Source organism: Stenotrophomonas genospecies 3 (genome assembly GCF_054473855.1).
Genome location: NZ_JBTMUR010000004.1, coordinates 199,386 through 217,230 on the forward strand (window position 1 = coordinate 199,386; position 17,845 = coordinate 217,230).

Sequence of the window (17,845 nt, forward strand, 5' to 3'; positions counted from 1 at the left end):
CCGGGTTGCACCCGGCACCCGCAGAGGCAACAGCGGAAGCAACAGCAACAGCCGAAGCAACAGCGGGCTTCCTGCGGGATGGCGGGGCACTGTGGGTTTGCGGGGCCGCCGTAAACCCGTCCTGGGGGCTTGGTCGCCGCATCCATGCGGCTCACACCCTGCAAACCCACAGTGCCCCGCCTTCGACAGATTCCGGCAGCTGTTGGTAGGTGTCGACCTTGGTCGACACGGTAGATCCACGCCATGCGTGGATGAATCTGTAACGGAATCGACTATTCGATATCTGATCGAAATGCAGCCGAATGTGGGCTCGGCTCTACAAAGAGCGGCCGGCCAAGCGCTTTTGCCTTTGCTTCTGCTCTTCTTTTTTCTTTTCCGTGGCGGACGCACTCGGAAATTGTCAGAGGCCGGGCGGGGTGGGTTCGCGGGGGTGTCCGCGGCATGGATGCCGCGGCCAAGCCCCCATGGACGGGTTGACGGCGTCCCCCGCGAATCCATCCCGCCCGGCCAAGCGCGGCTTTTGATGTTCACAGTCAACCAGCCGCCACGAGGGGCTGCGCCGTTCGCTGGAAACCCCTCAGTCGTCCGCGGAAACCGTCCGCCCCGACGCCCACGCACGCAGTGCTTCTACCTGCTCTGCCATCAGCACCGACAGCGGTCGGGTGGCGCGGATCTCGGTCATCAGCAGCTCGGTGTCCAGCGGCCGGCCCTCGGCATGCGCCGCATACAGGCCAGCCACGATCGCCTGCTCGATCTCGGCGCCGGAAAAACCATTGGCGGCCGCCGCCAGCGCGGGCAGTGCGAAGTCGTCGGCGTTGAGCTGGCGCCGGCCCAGGTGCAGCCGCAGCAGTTCCACGCGCACGTCGGGCGAGGGCAGATCGACGAAGAAGATCTCGTCGAAGCGGCCCTTGCGCAGCAGCTCGGCGGGCAGCTCGTGCACCTGGTTGGCGGTGGCGACGATGAACACCGGCGCTTTGCGTTCGGCCATCCAGGTCAGCAGGTAACCGAGCACGCGGCGTGACACGCCGCCGTCCTCGCCTCCGCTGGCCAGGCCCTTCTCGATCTCATCCATCCACAGCACGCACGGCGCCAGCTGCTCGGCCGAGGCCAGTGCCTGGCGCAGGTTGGCTTCGGTCTCGCCGTGGTACTTGTTGTACAGCGCGCCCACGTCCAGGCGCAGCAGGGGCACGCCGAAGCCGGCGGCGGTGGCCTTGGCCAGCATCGACTTGCCACAGCCCTGTACGCCCAGCAGCAGCATGCCGCGCGGCGGGTCCAGCCCGGCCGGGGCGGAGCCGGCAATGAACGCCACCCGCCGCTGGTTGATCCAGCGCTTGAGCCGGTTGGCACCGGCCACATCGCCGAAGCGCGCGCTGTCATGTTCGAAGAACAGGTGGCCGCTGCGGTTGAGCAGCTCGAACTTCAGCCGCGCCAGCTGTGGCAGGTCGTCGTCGCGCAGTGCGCCATCGGCGTAGATCAGCTGGCGCGCGATGCGCCGGGCATCGACCAGGCTCAAGCCCTGCAGGTTCTTCAGGATTTTCTTCACCGCCTCGCTGTCGACTTCAACCCGGCGGCCGCCATGCTCGCGCGCATAGGCGTCGGCCTCCTCGCGCAGCATCTTCAGCAGGGCATTGGCATCGGGCAGGCGCGGGTTGAAGCGCACGGCCAGTGCTTCCAGCTCGGCCGGCAGTTCCACCTTGGCACCGATCAGCACCAGCACATGCGGCTCGCTGTGGCGGCGCTGGATCAGGTCGCGAAGGGCGCGCTGGTGGCTGGCATAGCCCAGGTAGGGATGGAAATCGAGCAGCAGGTAGACGCCGCGCTGGTCGGCTTGGCGGATCATCTGCAGGGCCGCGCTGGCATCGGGTGGCCCGACCGGCGGGTCCTCGCTGTCCAGGTCGATCCGGCGCAGGCCCTCGGTGATCGACCAGCGGTGCAGCGCCCGCCATACGTGCATCAGCGTCTGCCGGAACAGCTCGACGATGCGACCCTCGTCCTGGGTCTCGATGACGATCAGTGGGGTATTGGCGCGGATCAACGCGCTCAGATCCTGCAGTTCGCTCATGCCGGTTCGATCCTTCGGGGGCGCCACGATAGCAAAGGCGATGGCCGCTGGTTCAGCACGACGCTACCTCCCGTCACCATCACCGGTGTACGCTCGGGGCACGTACCCGGAAGCGAGGCTGGCATGAAGACGATCCTGGTGGCCGGTTCCAAGGGCGGGGTGGGCAAGACCACCGTCGCCACCCACCTGGCCGCGTACGCGGCATTGCAGGGCAAGGCCACGGTGATTGCCGATGCCGACCCGCAGGGTTCCAGCACCCGCTGGGCACAACGCCGTGCCGGGCTGGAAAGCGCGGTGCTCCCCATCGACGTGTACCGGAAGAAGCAGTGGGCGCAGAAGCTGCCCGACGGCACCGACACCGTCATCATCGATGCGCCGGCCGGTGCCCTGGCTGACGATATTCCCCATTTCCTCGACGCTGCCGACGCGGTGGTGGTACCGGTGCTGCCCTCGGCGCTGGACATCGAAGCGATCGTCGGCTTCCTCAACAGCCTGGCCCAGAACCCGCGCGTGCACAGCCGCAAGCTGCCGGTGGGGCTGGTGCTCAACCGTACCAAACCATGGACCCAGACCTCGCAGCAGGCGCTGCAGATGCTGGGTGAATGGCCGTACCCGGTGGTCGCGCAGCTGCGCGACAGCCAGAGCTATGTGGTCATGACCGGCCTGGGCCGCAGCCTGTTCGACTACCGCTCGGCCCAGGTGCGCGAGCACCAGGCCGACTGGGAGCCGCTGCTGTCCTGGCTGAAGCTTTGATGCCTGCGTCACTCTTTCTGCTGCATCCTCTTCTTCATGGAAACCCGCGATGCGTGAACTGATCCTGCTGCGCCATGCCCATGCCGAACCGGCTACCCCCGGCCAGGCCGACCTCGACCGGCCGTTGTCGCCGGTGGGGCTCGCCGAAGCCGAAGCCGCCGGCAAGTGGCTGAAGGAGAACAACCTGCTGCCGGACTGCGTGCTGTGCTCACCGGCGCGGCGCACCCGCGAGACCCTGGAAGCCGTGCTCGGCACCATCGGCTATGTCGAGAAGCGCCTGGAAGACCGCATCTACGAGGCCACCCCCGGCACCCTGGCGGCGCTGGTGGACGACCGCCGTGACCTCGACCGGGTGCTGATCGTCGGCCACAACCCCGGCCTGGAGCGCCTGGTGGCGTTGATGACGGAAGGCACCAGCAGCGACTATCGCGGCATGCCGCCGGCCGGCATTGCCGTGCTCGGCTTCCCGCGCGAGGCCTCGATCGAGCCGGGCGTGGCCAGCCTGAACGCGTTCTGGTGGCCGTGATCCAATGAGCCTGGCGCGGCGCAGCCGCTTTCTGCTGCCCGTGCTGCTGGCTTCCGGCGCGGCCTGGGCTGCCGCGCCACCGCCAACGCCCTTGCCGCCGGTGGTCGCTGAAGCGCACCGGGTCCTGCACCTGGATACCCAGCGCTCGCAGATCGGTTTCGAGGTGCGCACCCGCTTCGGGCAGCGCATCGAAGGCCTGTTCCCGCACTTCGAGGGTCGCATCGAGATCCTCTCCGACGGCCGCCACCAGGTGCACCTGAAGATGTTCACGCGCTCGGTCGAGATCCCCGGCAAGGCGCGCTACACCGGCTGGATGCGTGGCGAGGAGTTCTTCGACGCAGGCCGCCACCCGGTGGTCGAGTTCGACTCGCTGCCGTACTGGCCGGAGACCGTGGAAGACGGGGGCGACATCAACGGGCGGCTGACCCTGCGCGGGATCAGCCACCCCGAGACACTGAAGGTCGAGAAAGCGGATTGCGCCCGACCCGGCTATGATTGCGACGTCGTCAGCCGCGGTACCGTGCAGCGAGGCCGGTATGGAATGGACAGCTGGCAGCTTGCCTTGAGTGACCGAGTGACCTTCGTATTGCGAGCGCGCCTGAGCGAGGCGCCGAAACCGTGAACCTCCTGCTGCGTGTACTGGCGCTGGCAACCGTGTTGCTGGGCAGCGGTTGTGCATCGCTGTCCAATGCCGAGCGCGACCGCGCCGAAGCGATCGCCGTGCAGGCGCGCTCGATCCAGGTCGACTGCCAGCGCGCCGACCGCTGCGCACAGGATTCGCCGCTGCGGGCGTTGGCCGGCCGGGCGTTCACCGAATCCACCCCGGAGCAGCCGCGCCACTACGCCACCCTGCTGGACGAGGGGGAGGGCGCCCTGGTGGCGCGCCTGAACCTGCTGCGCAGTGCCACCCGCAGCATCGACCTGCAGACCTACATCTTCGACAAGGACGACAGCGCGCGGCTGGTCATCGACGAACTGCTGGCCGCGTCGCGGCGCGGGGTGAAGGTGCGGGTGCTGATCGACCAGCTCTCGGCGATCTCCGACCTGCAGATCCTCGGCGCATTGTCCGGCGCCCACCAGAACTTCCAGCTGCGGGTCTACAACCCGACCTTCGGCAAGGCCCGGCTGAACTACTTCGATTACGCCGGCAGCGTGCTGTGCTGCTTCCGTCGCTTCAACCAGCGCATGCACAACAAGCTGCTGGTGATCGACGATGCGATCGGCGTGGTCGGCGGCCGCAACTACCAGGACGACTATTACGACTGGGATCGCGAGTACAACTTCCGCGATCGCGACGTCATGATCGCCGGCCCGGAAGCGCGGGCGATGGCGGCCAACTTCGATGCGTTCTGGCGCGCCAAGCGCAGCGTGCCGGCCGAGCGCCTGAATGACGTGGGCCGCACCCTGCTGCGCGAAGGCGTGCCGGTGCTGCCGCCCGCCACGTTCCGCCGCCCGGAGCGGGTGCAGCGGGTCAGCGCTGAAGCCAATGACATGGAGTTCGTCACCCGTTCCTTCGTGGATACCGCGCTGCCGGTGGCCTCGGTGCGCTACGTCGCCGACCTGCCGCGCAAGCACCGCCGCGAGAAGGCCGATGCCCCGCTGGCCGGCCAGCATGTGACCGAGCCGCAGCTGGATGCACTGATCGCCGGCGCGCAGAAGGAAGTGATCCTGCAGACGCCGTACCTGGTGCTGTCCAAGCCGGCGCAGAAGCTGTTCCGCGAGCTGCGCAAGCGCCCGCAGCCGCCGCGCGTGGTGGTGTCCAGCAACAGCCTGGCGGCCACCGACAACCCGATCGTGTATGCGCTGTCGTACAAGTACAAGCGGCGCAACATGCGCGAACTGGGCTTCAACATCTTCGAATACAAGCCGTTCCCGCTGGATGCACCGGTCGACTACCGCAATCTGCTGCCCGACCCGATCGCCGCGCCCGGAGGCGACGACGACGGTGGGCGCAATCCGCTGATCGGCGGCAGCGCCGCTGGCAGCAATGCCGGTGGTGGCAGCGACGGGGATCTGGCCGCGCCCCGCAAGCAGGTGGCGGTGCATCATCCGCGTACCGGCAGTGCCTACCAGAACGCGCGCGAACGTCGCCGCGCCGCCGGCAGCGAGGTGGAAACGCGCCTGCTGCGCACCGAGACGCGTCCGTCGTTCCTGGGCAGCAAGGCGGTCAACAAGCCGTTGCCGGTCACCCGCAAGGGCGCCCGCATGGGCCTGCACGCCAAGTCGCTGGTGGTCGATCGCCGCATCGGCGTGGTCGGCACCCACAACTTCGATCCGCGCAGCGAGAACTACAACACCGAAGGCGCGGTGATCATCGACGATCCGGTGTTTGCCGAGCAGCTGGCCGAGAGCATCCTGCGCGATACCCATCCGCAGAACTCGTGGACAGTGGCGCCGCGGGCCAAGCCGCCAGTGCTGTCGGGCCTGAACTACAGCGTCGGCAAAGCCTCCGAAGCGCTGCCGATCCTCGACTTCTGGCCGTGGCGCTACGCCACCGACTACGAGTTCAAGCCCGGTCCGGACTGCCCGCAGCCGCTGCCACGGCAGGACCCGGCGTTCCACAACTGCTACGTCGCCGTCGGCGACTTCCCCGAAGTCAACGTCGGCCCGAAGTGGCTGCTGGTGCGCATGCTGACTGCATTCGGCGCCGGCCTCGTTCCCATCCTCTGAAGGTGCCCGCATGACCCAGGTATTCCGCGAAGCCGTTTCCATCGAGCAGCTCAACGCGCTCAGCCGCAACACGGCGATCGAATCCCTCGGCATCGTCTTCAGCGCTGCGGGCGAAGACTGGCTGCAGGCCACCATGCCGGTGGATGAGCGCACCCGGCAGCCGTACGGCATCCTGCACGGCGGCGCCTCGGTGGTGCTGGCCGAGACCCTGGGCAGCAGCGCCGGCAACCTGTGCGTGGATACCGGCAAGCAGATCTGCGTGGGCCTGGAAATCAACGCCAACCACGTGCGCGCCGTGCGCTCGGGCACGGTCACCGGCACCGCCCGCGCGCTGCACGTCGGCCGCAGCACCCAGCTGTGGGAGATCCGCATCGAAGACGAGCAGGGCCGGCTGGTGTGCATCTCTCGGCTGACCCTGGCGGTGGTGGCCGCCGGCCACGGTTGAGCCCCCGGCGGGCGTGTTGACGGCGGCAGAACCCAGCGTTCCCCGCCGATTGCCCCGGTCAATGGCGGTTATGGCCTAAATCGGCTGGCAGCTGCTGCGGCGCTCCGGTATCGTGCGCGGATGACTTCCCCCACTCCGGCCCCCCGTGGCGGCGTGGCGCGTGTGTGCCGTTACCTGTACCGCGTACCGCTGCTGTTGGTCCACATCATCGTGTTCCTGCCGCTGATCCTGATCGGCATGCTCCCGCCGTGGGGCGAGCTGCGCGTGGGCGAGGATACCTTCGGGGCGAAGGTGGTGAACTGGTGGCAGGGCGGCCTGATGTGGATCTTCGGCTTCCGCCTGTCACGGGTGGGCCAGCCCTTGCCCGGTGCCGTGCTGTTCGTCGCCAACCACGTCAGCTGGGTCGACATCTCCATCCTGCACAGCCAGCGCATGATGGGCTTCGTCGCCAAGCGCGAAATCGCCAGCTGGCCGCTGGTCGGTTGGCTCGCCGCGCGCGGGCAGACCATCTTCCACCAGCGCGGCAATACCGAATCGCTCGGTGGCGTGATGCAGGTGATGGCCGATCGCCTGCGTGCCGGCAAGGCAGTAGGCGTGTTCCCGGAAGGGCGCACCCGCGGTGGTCATGAAGTGGGGCCGTTCCATGCCCGCATCTTCCAGGCCGCGGTCGAAACCGGTGTTCCGGTGCAGCCTGTGGCGCTGGTCTATGGGTTCAAGGGTGACGCACAGACCATCGTGGCATTCGGCCCGGGCGAGAGTTTCGCCGCCAATTTCCTGCGCCTGCTGGGTGAGCCGGCGCGGCATACCGAAGTGCATTTCCTGGAGCCGATCGGTACCCAGGACCTGGAAGGCCGTCGACGCATCGCGGAAACCTCGCGCGCGCGCATCGTGGCGGCCATGAGCACCGGCTGAGGGCACGGTGGCCCTGGTCCCGCCACCCGTCCTGGACGCCGGTACACCGACGTTGCATGCGACTGACTACCAGCCGCCGCGCTGGCTGCGCAATCCGCACCTGCAGTCGATGCTCAGCTCCAGCCGCATGCGCCTGCAGCGCGGCCTGCTGCTGCTGGCCGCCACCGGTGCGGTCAGCGAAGAGCTGATCCTCGATGGTGGTGATGGCGTGCGCCTGCAGGGCTGGCACAGCCATGTCGAAGGCCGCGAGCCCAAGGGCATCGCGCTGCTGCTGCATGGCTGGGAAGGCAGTGCCGAATCCAGCTACATGCGCATGGCCGCCGCGCGCATGATCGAGCAGGGCTTCGACGTGGTGCGGCTGAACTTCCGCGACCACGGCAACACCCATCACCTGAACCCCGGCATCTTCCACTCCAATCTCATCGATGAAGTGGTGCACGCCGCGGGCGATATCGCCCAGCGCTGGCCGCAGCTGCCGCTGGTGGCCGCCGGTTATTCGCTGGGTGGCAACTTCGTGCTGCGCCTGGCCCTGCGCGCGCCGGCGGCCGGCGTGCCGCTGCTGCGCGTCGCCTCGGTGTGCCCGGTGCTGGACCCGGCGCTGACGATGGAGAGCATCGAGAACGGCCCGGCGATGTACGACTGGTACTTCCGCCGCAAGTGGGCCGGCTCGCTGCGCCGCAAGCGCGATCTGTTCCCCGAGCTGAGCGACTGCGACGACCGCGTGCTGAAGCTGGACATCCGCGCGCTGACCGCCTGGCTGGTCGAGCGCCACACCAGCTTCGGTTCGCTGCAGGCCTATTTCGACGGCTACTCGATCGCCGGCGACCGCCTGTCGTCCCTGCAGGTACCGGCCGACATCCTGATGGCGCAGGATGACCCGGTGATCCCATACGCGACCTTCAGCAACTGGCAGCTGCCGGGCCAGGCGCGCCTGGAAACCGCCTGCTGGGGCGGCCACTGCGGGTTCATCGAAAACTGGCGCGGCGACGGCTTCTCCGAGCGCTGGGTGGCGCAGCGCCTGCAGCGGGTGCTGGCGGGCTGAACCGGCACCGGTGCGTGGACCGCTACAATGCGGGTTTGCACTTGAACCGGACCGCCATGCAAGACCAGATCATCCAAGCGTTGCGCCAGAACCAGGCCGACCAGGCCGTGCAGCTGGCCCAGGCGTGGACCCGTGATGAACCCGGCCAGGCCGAAGCCCACCGCTGGCTGGCGCTTGCGCTGCAGCAGCAGGGCAAGGCCGAGGATGCGATGGAGGCGCTGCAGCAGGCGTTGCAGCTGGCCCCCGATGATGCCCAGCTGCACCTGCAGCACGCTGGCCTGCTGCTCGCCCTGCGCCAGTATCAGCGCGCTGACGAAGCGCTGGCACGTACCACCGGGCTTGACCCGAATTCCTTCGCCGCCTATCTGATGCAGGCGCACCTGGCGATCGGCCGCAACGACTTCGATGAAGCCCAGCGCCTGTCCACGCTGGCCTCGCGCGTAGAGCCGGACCACCCGGAACTGCTGACCATCGACGGCATGATCGCGCTGCGCCGCGACGACCCGGATCGTGCGCTGACGCTGCTGTCGGCGGCCAACCAGGCGCAGCCCAACGACACCCGCGTGCTGTACGCACTGGGCTTCGCCTACCTGGGCAAGGACATGCTTGCCTTCGCCGAGCAGGCGTTCCGCCGCGTGCTGGAACTGAACCCGGCCATCAGCTCGCTGCATGGCCTGGTAGTGCAGTTGGCGCTGCGCCAGGGCAACCTGGAGGCGGCTGCCGAAGCGATGCAGATCGCGCTTCAGCAGGAAGGCATGGATACGCCGTCGATGCGTCGCCTGGCCGGTGAACTGTCGCTGCGCGGCGGCCAGCCGCTGCAGGCGCTGGACCATCTGCTGCCGTTGCTGGAATCGATCCCCGACGACCGCCAGGTGCTGCAGCTGCTGCTGATGTCCTGGCAGCGCCTGGGCCGCGAAGACGAGGCCCGCGCGCGCCTGGACGCTGCCCTGGAACAGCATCCGCAGCTGCACGACCTGTGGCTGGCACGCCTGGCCGTGGAAGAAGTCGGCAGCCCGACCGCCGCGGCGACCGTGGAGCGCTGGATGGACGCGATGCCGGGTCATCTGCCGGCACTGGAAGCACGCCTGCGCCTGCATGACATGGTGGGCGAACACGAACAGGCCGAAGCCATCGCCGAACGTATCGTCAGCCTCGAACCGGGCCGCGTCAGTGGCGAAACACGCCTGGTCGAAGGCCTGCTGCAGCGTGATCCGGTCGCCGCGATCGCGCGCGTGCAGGCGCTGATCGACAGGGCGCCGGACAGCCATCGCGCCGACCTGCGTACCTGGCTGGGTGAAATCCAGGACCGCGCTGGCCAGCCGGAACAGGCGCTGCAGACGTGGATGGCGCTGCAGGCCGACCAGGCACCGCAGCGCCTGCCGCTTCCGCCACAGGCCAAGGCGCCGCCGAGCTGGCCGGAGAAGGGCGAGATCGACAGTGATGCCAGCTCCGCGCCGATCTTCCTGTGGGGTGCGCCGGGTTCGGGTGTGGAGCGGGTTGCGACCGGCCTGGCGGCCGCCAGCCCGGTGCTGCGCAGCGACCGCTACACCAGCAATCCGCCGGATGATGCCTTCCAGAACTACCACACGCTGCAGGACCTCGCCTCCGGCGTGCTGACCCCGGAGCGGCTGGTGCAGCGCTGGCGCGAGCAGCTGCCGGCGCGTGGCCTGCAGGGCGATGCCGTCATCGACTGGCTGCTGTGGTGGGACAACGCCCTGCTGTGGGCGCTGCGCCCGCAGCTGCCGCAGGGACGACTGGTGCTCGTGCTGCGTGACCCGCGCGACATGCTGCTGGACTGGGTGGCCTACGGCGCTGCCGCTCCGCTGGCGATGACCTCGCTGGCTGAAGCCAGCGAATGGCTGGCGCGCGGGCTGGCGCAGGTTGCCACCCTGCATGAGGAAGAACTGTATCCGCACGTGCTGCTGCGCATCGACCAGATCGGCAATGATCCGCACGCGATGGCCGAGCTGCTGGGACGCCTGTTCGAGCGGCAGATGCCGCCGGCCGCACAGCTGGGCGCACCGCGCTTCCCGCCGGGCCACTGGCGCAACTACCGCGACGTGATGAGCGCCGCCTTTGCCAAGCTCACCCCGATTGCGGTGCGCCTGGGTTACCCGGAAGAGTAAGGAGAAGCCGATGCAAGTGAGCAGCCACAGCCTGACCAACGGCGCGCCGATCGACCGCGCGTTCGCCGCCGGCGATGCCACCGGCTTCGCGCCGGACCGCAATCCGCACCTGGCCTGGAACGGCGCACCGGAAGGCACGCGTTCGTTCCTGCTGGTGTGCGTGGACCCGGATGTGCCGACCGTTGCGGAAACGGTCGGCCGCAGCGACATGACCGTGCCGCGCGACCAGCCGCGCTGCGACTTCGTGCACTGGGTGATGGTCGATATTCCGGCCTCGGTGCAGGAGATCGCCGCCGGCAGCTGCAGCGATGGCTTCGTGGTGAAGGGCAAGACCGCACCGGCTGGCCCGGCGGGCAGCCGCCAGGGCCTGAATGACTTCACCGGCTGGTTTGCGGGCAACCCGGACATGGCCGGCGATTACCTGGGCTATGACGGCCCGTATCCGCCGTTCAACGACGAACGCGTGCACCGCTATTTCTTCCGCGTGTTCGCGCTGGATGTGGCCTCGCTGGCGCTTCCGGCGCGCTTCACTGCCGCCGACGCATATCGCGCCATGCACGGCCACGTGCTGGCCGAAGCCGCACTGCATGGCACCTACACGTTGAACCCGGCGCTGGGCTGAGCGGCGCGATGGGGGAGAGCCGGCCGCTGGCCGGCTTTGCTTCTGTAGTGTCGAGCCACCATGAAAAGGGGCAGCCGGCCAGCGGCCGGCTCTACCCACCACGAAGAAGGGCGACCTCGCGGCCGCCCTTCTGTCGTCTTACTTCTTCTCGATGGCCGACTCGACCACCATGTCCAGCACGTACGCCTGCGACGGCGCATCGGCCGGCGGGTTCTTCACTTCGTAGCGCTTCACGCGCACCACGTTGCGCACGCCGTCCTCGTGGGTGTAACCCTCGATGTTGCCGTAGAAGTTCTCGAACTTGCCCGGCTCACCCTGCTTCAGGCCCTTGTCGTCGAACTTCACTTCACGCACCTGCAGGCACTGGTAGTCCGGGATCAGCGGGTGCGAGCACTTCTCGGTCTTGGCGGCCACTTCCAGGAATACGGTTTCGCCGGCGCCGCCGTAGCGGGTTTCAGCGGTCGGTTCCGGGTTGAACACCAGCACGTCGCCCTTCGCGTTGGTCAGGGTCAGCTTGCCATCGGCATCCTGCTCGGCCTTCAGCTCGCCCTGCAGGCGGCTCGACACGGCCTCGTCCAGCGCCATCAGCGCCTTGTCGGTGCAGGCCATCATGGTCGAGGCCATCGCACTGACCGTCAGCTTGCCGTCGGCCAGGGTGTAGCCGCCACCCATGTGGTTGCAGGCGTTGCTGACCGACAGGCGGCCATCAGCGAAGTCCAGGGTGACCGGCTTGTCTTCGCGGGCGAACAGCGCGTCGATGCGCTTGCCGTCGGCGGCAGTGGCCTGCTGCAGCAGCCAGTGCTGGCTCTGCAGGCGCTGCGCGTCCAGGTGCGCCAGCGTCTGCTGGTCTGCTGCCTTGGCCGCGGCCGGGGCCACGTCGTCGCCGCCGGTGCCGGCCGGGGCCGGGGTCTGGCTGCAGGCGGCCAGCAGGGCCAGCGGGAGGAGCAGGGTGAGCTTGCGGTTCATGGTGATTCTCCTTGGGGAACCGTGGGGGAAACGGGGTGGGGCCGGCAACGGGGTTACCGTGCCCCGGCGCTGTTCAGCTGCCGGACGGCAACCACAGCAGCAGCGCGGCGCCCAGCGCGATTCGGTAAAGCGCGAACGCGGTGAACCTGTGCGATTTGATGTAGCCCATCAGCCACTTCACTACGACGAAGCCGGTGACGGCCGCGGCAAGGAAGGCCACGCCCACCTCGGTCCAGTTCTCGCTGCCCAGCTGTCCGGCCTTGGCCATTTCCAGGAAGGTGTAGGCGCTGGCGGCGAACATGGTGGGAATGCCAACCAGGAACACGAACTCGGCGGCGGCCGCGCGGCGGCTCAGGCCCAGCAGCATGGCCAGGAAGATCGCCGAGGCCGAACGCGAGGTGCCGGGGAACACGCCGGCCACCACCTGCGCCAGGCCGACGCCGATCGCCACGGTCCAGGTCACCTGGTCGCGGTCGGGCAGGCGCGCGGTGTAGGCCTCCACCAGCAGCATCCAGATGCCACCGATGATCAGTGCCCAGGCCACCGGGCTGACCGTCTCGGGCAGCGACCAGCCGGCTTTGCGCACCACCAGGCCGACCACGGCGGTGACCAGGAAGGCCGCGCCCAGCTTGAAAACGTACTCGCGGTTCTCGCGCTGCCCGAAACCGGTGGCCAACTGCAGCAGGCGCTGGCGGAACACCAGTACCACCGCCACGATCGCGCCGGCCTGGATGACGATGTTGAAGAAGTCCGAACGGGCACCCAGCCAGTGCTGGGCGATGAGCAGGTGGCCGGTGCTGGAGATCGGCAGGAACTCGGTCAAGCCTTCGAGGATGCCCAGCAACAGGGCGGAGAGCAGGTCGGACATGGACGGTGCGGGCACGCGCGGCAGGAAGGAAGAAGGTCGAGAGGATAGACGATCACTGCCGCACCAAACGGGTGCGTCCGCTGTCGGCTGCACCCATTTGGTGCGCACGGTTCTGCACCGCTGCGGGGCGGCCTTTTTGAAATCAATGACTTGCAGCCTGCGAAAAGTTGGCACGGTCGTTGCTGTACCTCAGCAGGCATTCATCCCCATCCGAGGTCGTACCGATGTCCGTGGAAAACGTTGAGAAGCTGATCAAGGACAACCAGATCGAGTTCGTCGACCTGCGCTTTGTCGACATGCGTGGTGTCGAGCAGCACGTGACCTTCCCGGTCAGCATCGTCGAGCCGTCGCTGTTCGAAGAAGGCAAGATGTTCGATGGCAGCTCGATCGCCGGCTGGAAGGGCATCGCCGAATCGGACATGGTGCTGCTGCCGGATACCGCCAGCGCCTACGTCGACCCGTTCTACGCCGATCCGACCATCGTGATCAGCTGCGACATCCTCGATCCGGCCACCATGCAGCCGTATGGCCGTTGCCCGCGCGGCATCGCCAAGCGCGCCGAGGCCTACCTGAAGTCCTCCGGCATCGCCGAAACCGCGTTCTTCGGCCCGGAGCCGGAATTCTTCATCTTCGATTCGGTCCGCTTCGCCAATGAAATGGGCCACACCTTCTTCCAGGTCGACTCGGAAGAAGCGGCGTGGAACAGCGGCGCCAAGTACGACGGCGCCAACAGCGGCTACCGTCCGGGCGTGAAGGGCGGTTACTTCCCGGTGCCGCCGACCGACACCCTGCACGACCTGCGCGCCGAGATGTGCAAGACCCTGGAACAGGTCGGCATCGAAGTGGAAGTGCAGCACCACGAAGTGGCCACCGCCGGCCAGTGCGAAATCGGCACCAAGTTCAGCACCCTGGTGCAGAAGGCCGACGAACTGCTGCGCATGAAGTACGTGATCAAGAACGTCGCGCACCGCAACGGCAAGACCGTCACCTTCATGCCCAAGCCGATCGTCGGCGACAACGGCAGCGGCATGCACGTGCACCAGTCGCTGTCCAAGGGCGGCACCAACCTGTTCTCCGGTGACGGCTACGGCGGCCTGAGCCAGCTGGCGCTGTGGTACATCGGCGGCATCTTCAAGCACGCCAAGGCCATCAACGCCTTCGCCAACTCGGGCACCAACAGCTACAAGCGCCTGGTGCCGGGCTACGAAGCACCGGTGATGCTGGCCTACTCGGCCCGCAACCGTTCGGCTTCGTGCCGCATTCCGTGGGTGTCCAACCCGAAGGCACGCCGCATCGAAATGCGCTTCCCGGATCCGATCCAGTCCGGCTACCTCACCTTCACCGCGCTGATGATGGCCGGCCTGGACGGCATCAAGAACCAGATCGACCCGGGCGCACCGAGCGACAAGGACCTGTACGACCTGCCGCCGGAAGAAGAGAAGCTGATCCCGCAGGTCTGCTCCTCGCTGGACCAGGCGCTGGAAGCGCTGGACAAGGACCGCGAGTTCCTGAAGGCCGGCGGCGTGATGAGCGATGACTTCATCGACGGCTACATCGCGCTGAAGATGCAGGAAGTGACCAAGTTCCGCGCGGCCACCCACCCGCTGGAATACCAGCTGTACTACGCCAGCTGACCGGTGGCGATGGCGGTGGGCTTCCCCCTCCCACCCGCCGCCATCGCTTCCGTCTTCGCGGCTGGGGAGCCGCAGGGCGGGCCCCGGTCCGCCGTGGTAGAGCGGACCCCGACCCGCCGTGGCAGAGTGGGCCGCTGGCCCGCCGTGGTAGAGCGGGCCGCTGGCCCGCTGCAGTAGAGCGGACTGTTAGTCCGCTGAAACAGGGGCAAGAGAGACCGGATACGCGACCAGGGCCGCCCTCCCTCCCGCGTCGGTCGTGCAAGGAGAGAGGCACGGCCGTCCCGGCCCTGTACGTGTCCGGTGCAACAGCCACGGCCATCATCCTGATGGCCGCTGGTTGCCTGATGCCAACGCGCGCTGGCGCGCTGGCCCCATCCACCCTCGGGACATGCGCATGAAACTGATCTCCGCCATCATCCGGCCGTTCAAGCTCGACGAGGTCCGCGAGGCCCTCTCCGACGCAGGCGTGTCGGGCATCACCGTGACCGAAGTGAAAGGCTTCGGCCGCCAGAAGGGCCACACCGAGCTGTATCGCGGCGCCGAGTACGTCGTCGACTTCCTGCCCAAGATCAAGATCGAAACCGTGGTCACCGACGAGCGTGCCGACGCGGTGATCGAAGCGATCCAGTCGTCGGCAGGCACCGGCAAGATCGGTGACGGCAAGATCTTCGTCACCGCCGTCGAACAGGTCATCCGCATCCGCACCGGCGAAATCGGTGCCGACGCGCTGTAACCCCTTTCCGGAGACTCCCCCATGAAGATGCGCCTTCTCACCGGGTGGCAAGCCCGGTTCCACTTCGTGTGCCTGTTGATGCTGCTCAGCGCGCTGGCCGCCGGTGCGTGGCCGGGCAGTGCCCACGCTCAGGCCCAGATCTCGCCGCTGCCGAGCGAAAGCGTGGCGGTCGAACCACTGCAGGACCCGGTCGCTCCGGCCGCCGCACCGGCCGCGGCTGAAGCCGCCGCGACCTACGACCATGGCGACGTGGCCTGGATGCTGACGTCCACCCTGCTGGTGCTGCTGATGGTGGTGCCGGGCCTGGCCTTGTTCTATGGCGGCCTCGTGCGTTCGAAGAACGTGCTGTCGGTGCTCAGCCAGATCCTGGTGGTGTTCTCGCTGGTGCTGCTGCTGTGGGTGGCCTATGGCTACAGCGCGGTGTTCAGCACGGGCAACCCGTTCTTCGGCTCGTTCACCGAATTCGCCTTCCTCAAGGGCTTCACTCCGGAGTCGGTCGGCAACACCCCGATCAAGGGCCTGCCGGACTACCTGTTCGTCGCCTTCCAGTCGACGTTTGCTGGCATCACCACCGCGCTGATCGTCGGCGCGTTCGCCGAGCGCATCAAGTTCCGTGCGGTGCTGCTGTTCTCGGCGCTGTGGTTCACCCTCAGCTACATCCCGATGGCGCACATCGTCTGGGGTGGCGGCTACCTGGGTGAGATGGGCGCGATCGATTTCGCCGGTGGCACCGTGGTCCACATCAATGCGGGCGTTGCCGGCCTAGTGGCTGCCTGGTTTGTCGGCAAGCGCCTGGGCTACGGCCAGACCGCGCTGAAGCCGCACAACGTACCGTTCACCTACATCGGCGCGATGCTGCTGTGGGTGGGCTGGTTCGGCTTCAATGCCGGTTCCGCCGCCGCCGCCGATACCGTGGCCTCGCTGGCCTTCCTCAATACCGTGCTGGCCACCGCCGCAGCGGTGCTCGGCTGGACGCTGGTGGAAGCGATCAGCAAGGGCAAGCCGTCGGCACTGGGCGCGGCCTCGGGCGCAGTGGCCGGCCTGGTCGGCATCACCCCGGCCTGCGGCACCGTCGGCCCGCTCGGCGCGATCATCATCGGTTTCGTCGCCGGCGTGGTCTGCGTGTGGGGTGTGACTGGTTTGAAGCGCCTGCTGAAGGTGGACGACACCGCCGACGTGTTCGGTGTGCATGGTGTCGGCGGCATCGTCGGCGCGATTCTCACCGGTGTGTTCAGCGCGCAGTCGCTGGGCGGCACCAAGGCCGATCTGGATATCGCCCATCAGGTCTGGGTGCAGGTGGTCAGCGTCGGCTTGACCGTGGTCTGGTCGGCGGTAGTGACCACGCTGATCCTGCTGGTGGTGCGCAGCGTGGTCGGCCTGCGCGTGACCGAGGAAGCAGAGCGCACCGGCCTGGATGTGACCTCGCACGGCGAGTCCGCGTACGAGGCCTGATGCATGGCGGGCGGCCCTGTGGGGCCGCCTTTGCATTTGGTGGGTGCCAGGCTTGCCTGGCACTGCTCCTGCTCTGGTGGGTGCCGACCGTTGGTCGGCACAGCGGGTAGACCATCCACGCATGGCGTGGATCTACCGCATCCTCTCTGGTGGGTGCCAAGCTTGCTCGGCACGGCGGCATGCATCATCGCGCCTGATCGCGCACAATCGGGCCATGCACCCGATCCGCACCGCCCTGATGCTCTCGGCCTGCCTGCTGCTGGCCGCCTGTGCCTCCGCGCCGCAGGAAACCCACAACCCGCTCGCCACCTGGGTGCCGTCACCCAACCAGAACGCGCGCACGCCCGTCATCATCGTCATTCACCACACCGAACAGAAATCGGTGCAGCAGAGCCTGCGTACGTTGCGCACGGCCAACAGCGGTGGACCGGTCAGCGCGCACTACCTGATCGGTGCCGATGGCCATCGCTATCAGCTGGTTGCCGATGAGCGCCGCGCCTGGCACGCCGGCGCCGGGCGTTGGGGCACCATCACCGACCTCAACTCGGCATCGATCGGCATCGAGCTCGACAACGATGGCCGCAGCCCGTTCAGTGCGGCGCAGATCGAATCGCTGATTGTGCTGCTGCGCGATCTCACCGCCCGCCTGAACATTCCGCCGCGGCAGGTGATTGGCCACGCCGACCTGGCGCCGACGCGCAAGCAGGATCCGAGCCGGTTCTTCCCGTGGCAGCAGCTGGCCGAGGCCGGTTTCGGCGTCTGGCCGCGCGCGGCCGACGGTGCGGCACCGGAAGGCTTTGACGCGTGGAGTGCGCTGGCCCGCTTTGGCTATCCGCTCGACAACCGGGACGCCACCGTCGCAGCCTTCCACCGCCGTTTCCGTGGCCGCGACGACCTGCCGAAGACACTGGATGCCGAAGACGCCCGCATCCTGCATTCCCTGCTGCTGCAGACGCCGTGAACCATGCCTGGCGCGTTCCAGCGCAGGCATCTCCATGCGGCTCCCGCTCCCCGGTAGTGCCAGGCCGTGCGTG

At 67.8% G+C, this 17,845-nt stretch carries 16 protein-coding genes; 13 read left to right on the top strand and 3 right to left on the bottom strand.

Annotation, left to right across the window (positions count from 1 at the left end; genetic code table 11):
- Positions 1-577: 577 nt before the first annotated feature.
- A complete protein-coding gene (locus tag ACX9OT_RS07450) occupies positions 578-2,062 on the bottom strand; it encodes an AAA family ATPase (protein WP_049398189.1) in 1,485 nt (494 codons plus the stop codon).
- A gap of 123 nt (positions 2,063-2,185) precedes the next feature.
- Between ACX9OT_RS07450 and ACX9OT_RS07455 the strand changes: the two genes are divergently transcribed.
- From ACX9OT_RS07455 to ACX9OT_RS07495, 9 genes are all read left to right on the top strand, one after another.
- On the top strand, positions 2,186-2,815 hold the full coding sequence (locus tag ACX9OT_RS07455) for a ParA family protein (protein ID WP_010487235.1): 630 nt from the start codon (positions 2,186-2,188) through the stop codon (positions 2,813-2,815).
- Positions 2,816-2,864: 49 nt separating this feature from the next.
- The gene (locus ACX9OT_RS07460; RefSeq protein WP_005407539.1) at positions 2,865-3,341 is read left to right on the top strand and encodes a SixA phosphatase family protein; all 477 of its coding nucleotides are present in this window, start codon (positions 2,865-2,867) and stop codon (positions 3,339-3,341) included.
- Positions 3,342-3,345: 4 nt separating this feature from the next.
- Positions 3,346-3,963, top strand: a complete 618-nt coding sequence (locus ACX9OT_RS07465; protein WP_032128717.1) for a YceI family protein — start codon at positions 3,346-3,348, stop codon at positions 3,961-3,963.
- Positions 3,960-6,011, top strand: coding sequence for a phospholipase D family protein (locus tag ACX9OT_RS07470; RefSeq protein ID WP_049462234.1), 2,052 nt, complete (start codon positions 3,960-3,962; stop codon positions 6,009-6,011). Before ACX9OT_RS07465 ends, ACX9OT_RS07470 begins: the two co-directional genes overlap by 4 nt.
- Positions 6,012-6,021: 10 nt before the next feature.
- Positions 6,022-6,456, top strand: coding sequence for a hotdog fold thioesterase (locus ACX9OT_RS07475; protein WP_032128719.1), 435 nt, complete (start codon positions 6,022-6,024; stop codon positions 6,454-6,456).
- Between the two features lie 120 nt (positions 6,457-6,576).
- Positions 6,577-7,368: a lysophospholipid acyltransferase family protein gene (locus tag ACX9OT_RS07480; RefSeq protein WP_049398187.1), complete on the top strand. Its 792-nt coding sequence runs from the start codon at positions 6,577-6,579 to the stop codon at positions 7,366-7,368.
- 52 nt (positions 7,369-7,420) lie between these two features.
- Positions 7,421-8,410, top strand: coding sequence for a YheT family hydrolase (locus tag ACX9OT_RS07485; protein WP_049462242.1), 990 nt, complete (start codon positions 7,421-7,423; stop codon positions 8,408-8,410).
- A 56-nt stretch (positions 8,411-8,466) separates the two neighbouring features.
- Positions 8,467-10,536 carry a tetratricopeptide repeat protein gene (locus ACX9OT_RS07490; protein ID WP_277778854.1) on the top strand — a complete coding sequence of 690 codons (2,070 nt, stop codon included), beginning with the start codon at positions 8,467-8,469 and terminating at the stop codon, positions 10,534-10,536.
- 10 nt (positions 10,537-10,546) lie between these two features.
- A complete protein-coding gene (locus ACX9OT_RS07495) occupies positions 10,547-11,158 on the top strand; it encodes a YbhB/YbcL family Raf kinase inhibitor-like protein (protein WP_049462232.1) in 612 nt (203 codons plus the stop codon).
- A 138-nt stretch (positions 11,159-11,296) separates the two neighbouring features.
- Here ACX9OT_RS07495 and ACX9OT_RS07500 read toward each other — a convergent pair whose 3' ends face one another.
- A complete protein-coding gene (locus tag ACX9OT_RS07500) occupies positions 11,297-12,124 on the bottom strand; it encodes an META and DUF4377 domain-containing protein (RefSeq protein WP_012509681.1) in 828 nt (275 codons plus the stop codon).
- A gap of 73 nt (positions 12,125-12,197) precedes the next feature.
- A complete protein-coding gene (locus tag ACX9OT_RS07505) occupies positions 12,198-12,992 on the bottom strand; it encodes an undecaprenyl-diphosphate phosphatase (protein WP_032130149.1) in 795 nt (264 codons plus the stop codon).
- 224 nt (positions 12,993-13,216) lie between these two features.
- Here ACX9OT_RS07505 and glnA point away from each other — a divergent pair, with 224 nt between their 5' ends.
- The 4 genes from glnA to ACX9OT_RS07525 all read left to right on the top strand — a co-directional run bounded on the left by glnA (position 13,217) and on the right by ACX9OT_RS07525 (position 17,772).
- The gene (gene glnA, locus ACX9OT_RS07510; protein ID WP_004153533.1) at positions 13,217-14,626 is read left to right on the top strand and encodes a type I glutamate--ammonia ligase; all 1,410 of its coding nucleotides are present in this window, start codon (positions 13,217-13,219) and stop codon (positions 14,624-14,626) included.
- A gap of 394 nt (positions 14,627-15,020) precedes the next feature.
- Positions 15,021-15,359 carry a P-II family nitrogen regulator gene (locus ACX9OT_RS07515; RefSeq protein WP_004134334.1) on the top strand — a complete coding sequence of 113 codons (339 nt, stop codon included), beginning with the start codon at positions 15,021-15,023 and terminating at the stop codon, positions 15,357-15,359.
- A 21-nt stretch (positions 15,360-15,380) separates the two neighbouring features.
- A complete protein-coding gene (locus tag ACX9OT_RS07520; protein ID WP_049462231.1) occupies positions 15,381-16,811 on the top strand; it encodes an ammonium transporter in 1,431 nt (476 codons plus the stop codon).
- Between the two features lie 214 nt (positions 16,812-17,025).
- The gene (locus ACX9OT_RS07525) at positions 17,026-17,772 is read left to right on the top strand and encodes an N-acetylmuramoyl-L-alanine amidase (protein WP_049462230.1); all 747 of its coding nucleotides are present in this window, start codon (positions 17,026-17,028) and stop codon (positions 17,770-17,772) included.
- Positions 17,773-17,845 lie beyond the last annotated feature (73 nt).

Coding starts and splice junctions, on each gene's coding strand:
- ACX9OT_RS07450 (WP_049398189.1), bottom strand. CDS start 2,062: ATGAGCGAACTGCAGGATCTGAGCGCGTTGATCCGCGCCAATACCCCA.
- ACX9OT_RS07455 (WP_010487235.1), top strand. CDS start 2,186: ATGAAGACGATCCTGGTGGCCGGTTCCAAGGGCGGGGTGGGCAAGACC.
- ACX9OT_RS07460 (WP_005407539.1), top strand. CDS start 2,865: ATGCGTGAACTGATCCTGCTGCGCCATGCCCATGCCGAACCGGCTACC.
- ACX9OT_RS07465 (WP_032128717.1), top strand. CDS start 3,346: ATGAGCCTGGCGCGGCGCAGCCGCTTTCTGCTGCCCGTGCTGCTGGCT.
- ACX9OT_RS07475 (WP_032128719.1), top strand. CDS start 6,022: ATGACCCAGGTATTCCGCGAAGCCGTTTCCATCGAGCAGCTCAACGCG.
- ACX9OT_RS07480 (WP_049398187.1), top strand. CDS start 6,577: ATGACTTCCCCCACTCCGGCCCCCCGTGGCGGCGTGGCGCGTGTGTGC.
- ACX9OT_RS07490 (WP_277778854.1), top strand. CDS start 8,467: ATGCAAGACCAGATCATCCAAGCGTTGCGCCAGAACCAGGCCGACCAG.
- ACX9OT_RS07495 (WP_049462232.1), top strand. CDS start 10,547: ATGCAAGTGAGCAGCCACAGCCTGACCAACGGCGCGCCGATCGACCGC.
- ACX9OT_RS07500 (WP_012509681.1), bottom strand. CDS start 12,124: ATGAACCGCAAGCTCACCCTGCTCCTCCCGCTGGCCCTGCTGGCCGCC.
- ACX9OT_RS07505 (WP_032130149.1), bottom strand. CDS start 12,992: ATGTCCGACCTGCTCTCCGCCCTGTTGCTGGGCATCCTCGAAGGCTTG.
- glnA (WP_004153533.1), top strand. CDS start 13,217: ATGTCCGTGGAAAACGTTGAGAAGCTGATCAAGGACAACCAGATCGAG.
- ACX9OT_RS07515 (WP_004134334.1), top strand. CDS start 15,021: ATGAAACTGATCTCCGCCATCATCCGGCCGTTCAAGCTCGACGAGGTC.
- ACX9OT_RS07520 (WP_049462231.1), top strand. CDS start 15,381: ATGAAGATGCGCCTTCTCACCGGGTGGCAAGCCCGGTTCCACTTCGTG.
- ACX9OT_RS07525 (WP_049462230.1), top strand. CDS start 17,026: ATGCACCCGATCCGCACCGCCCTGATGCTCTCGGCCTGCCTGCTGCTG.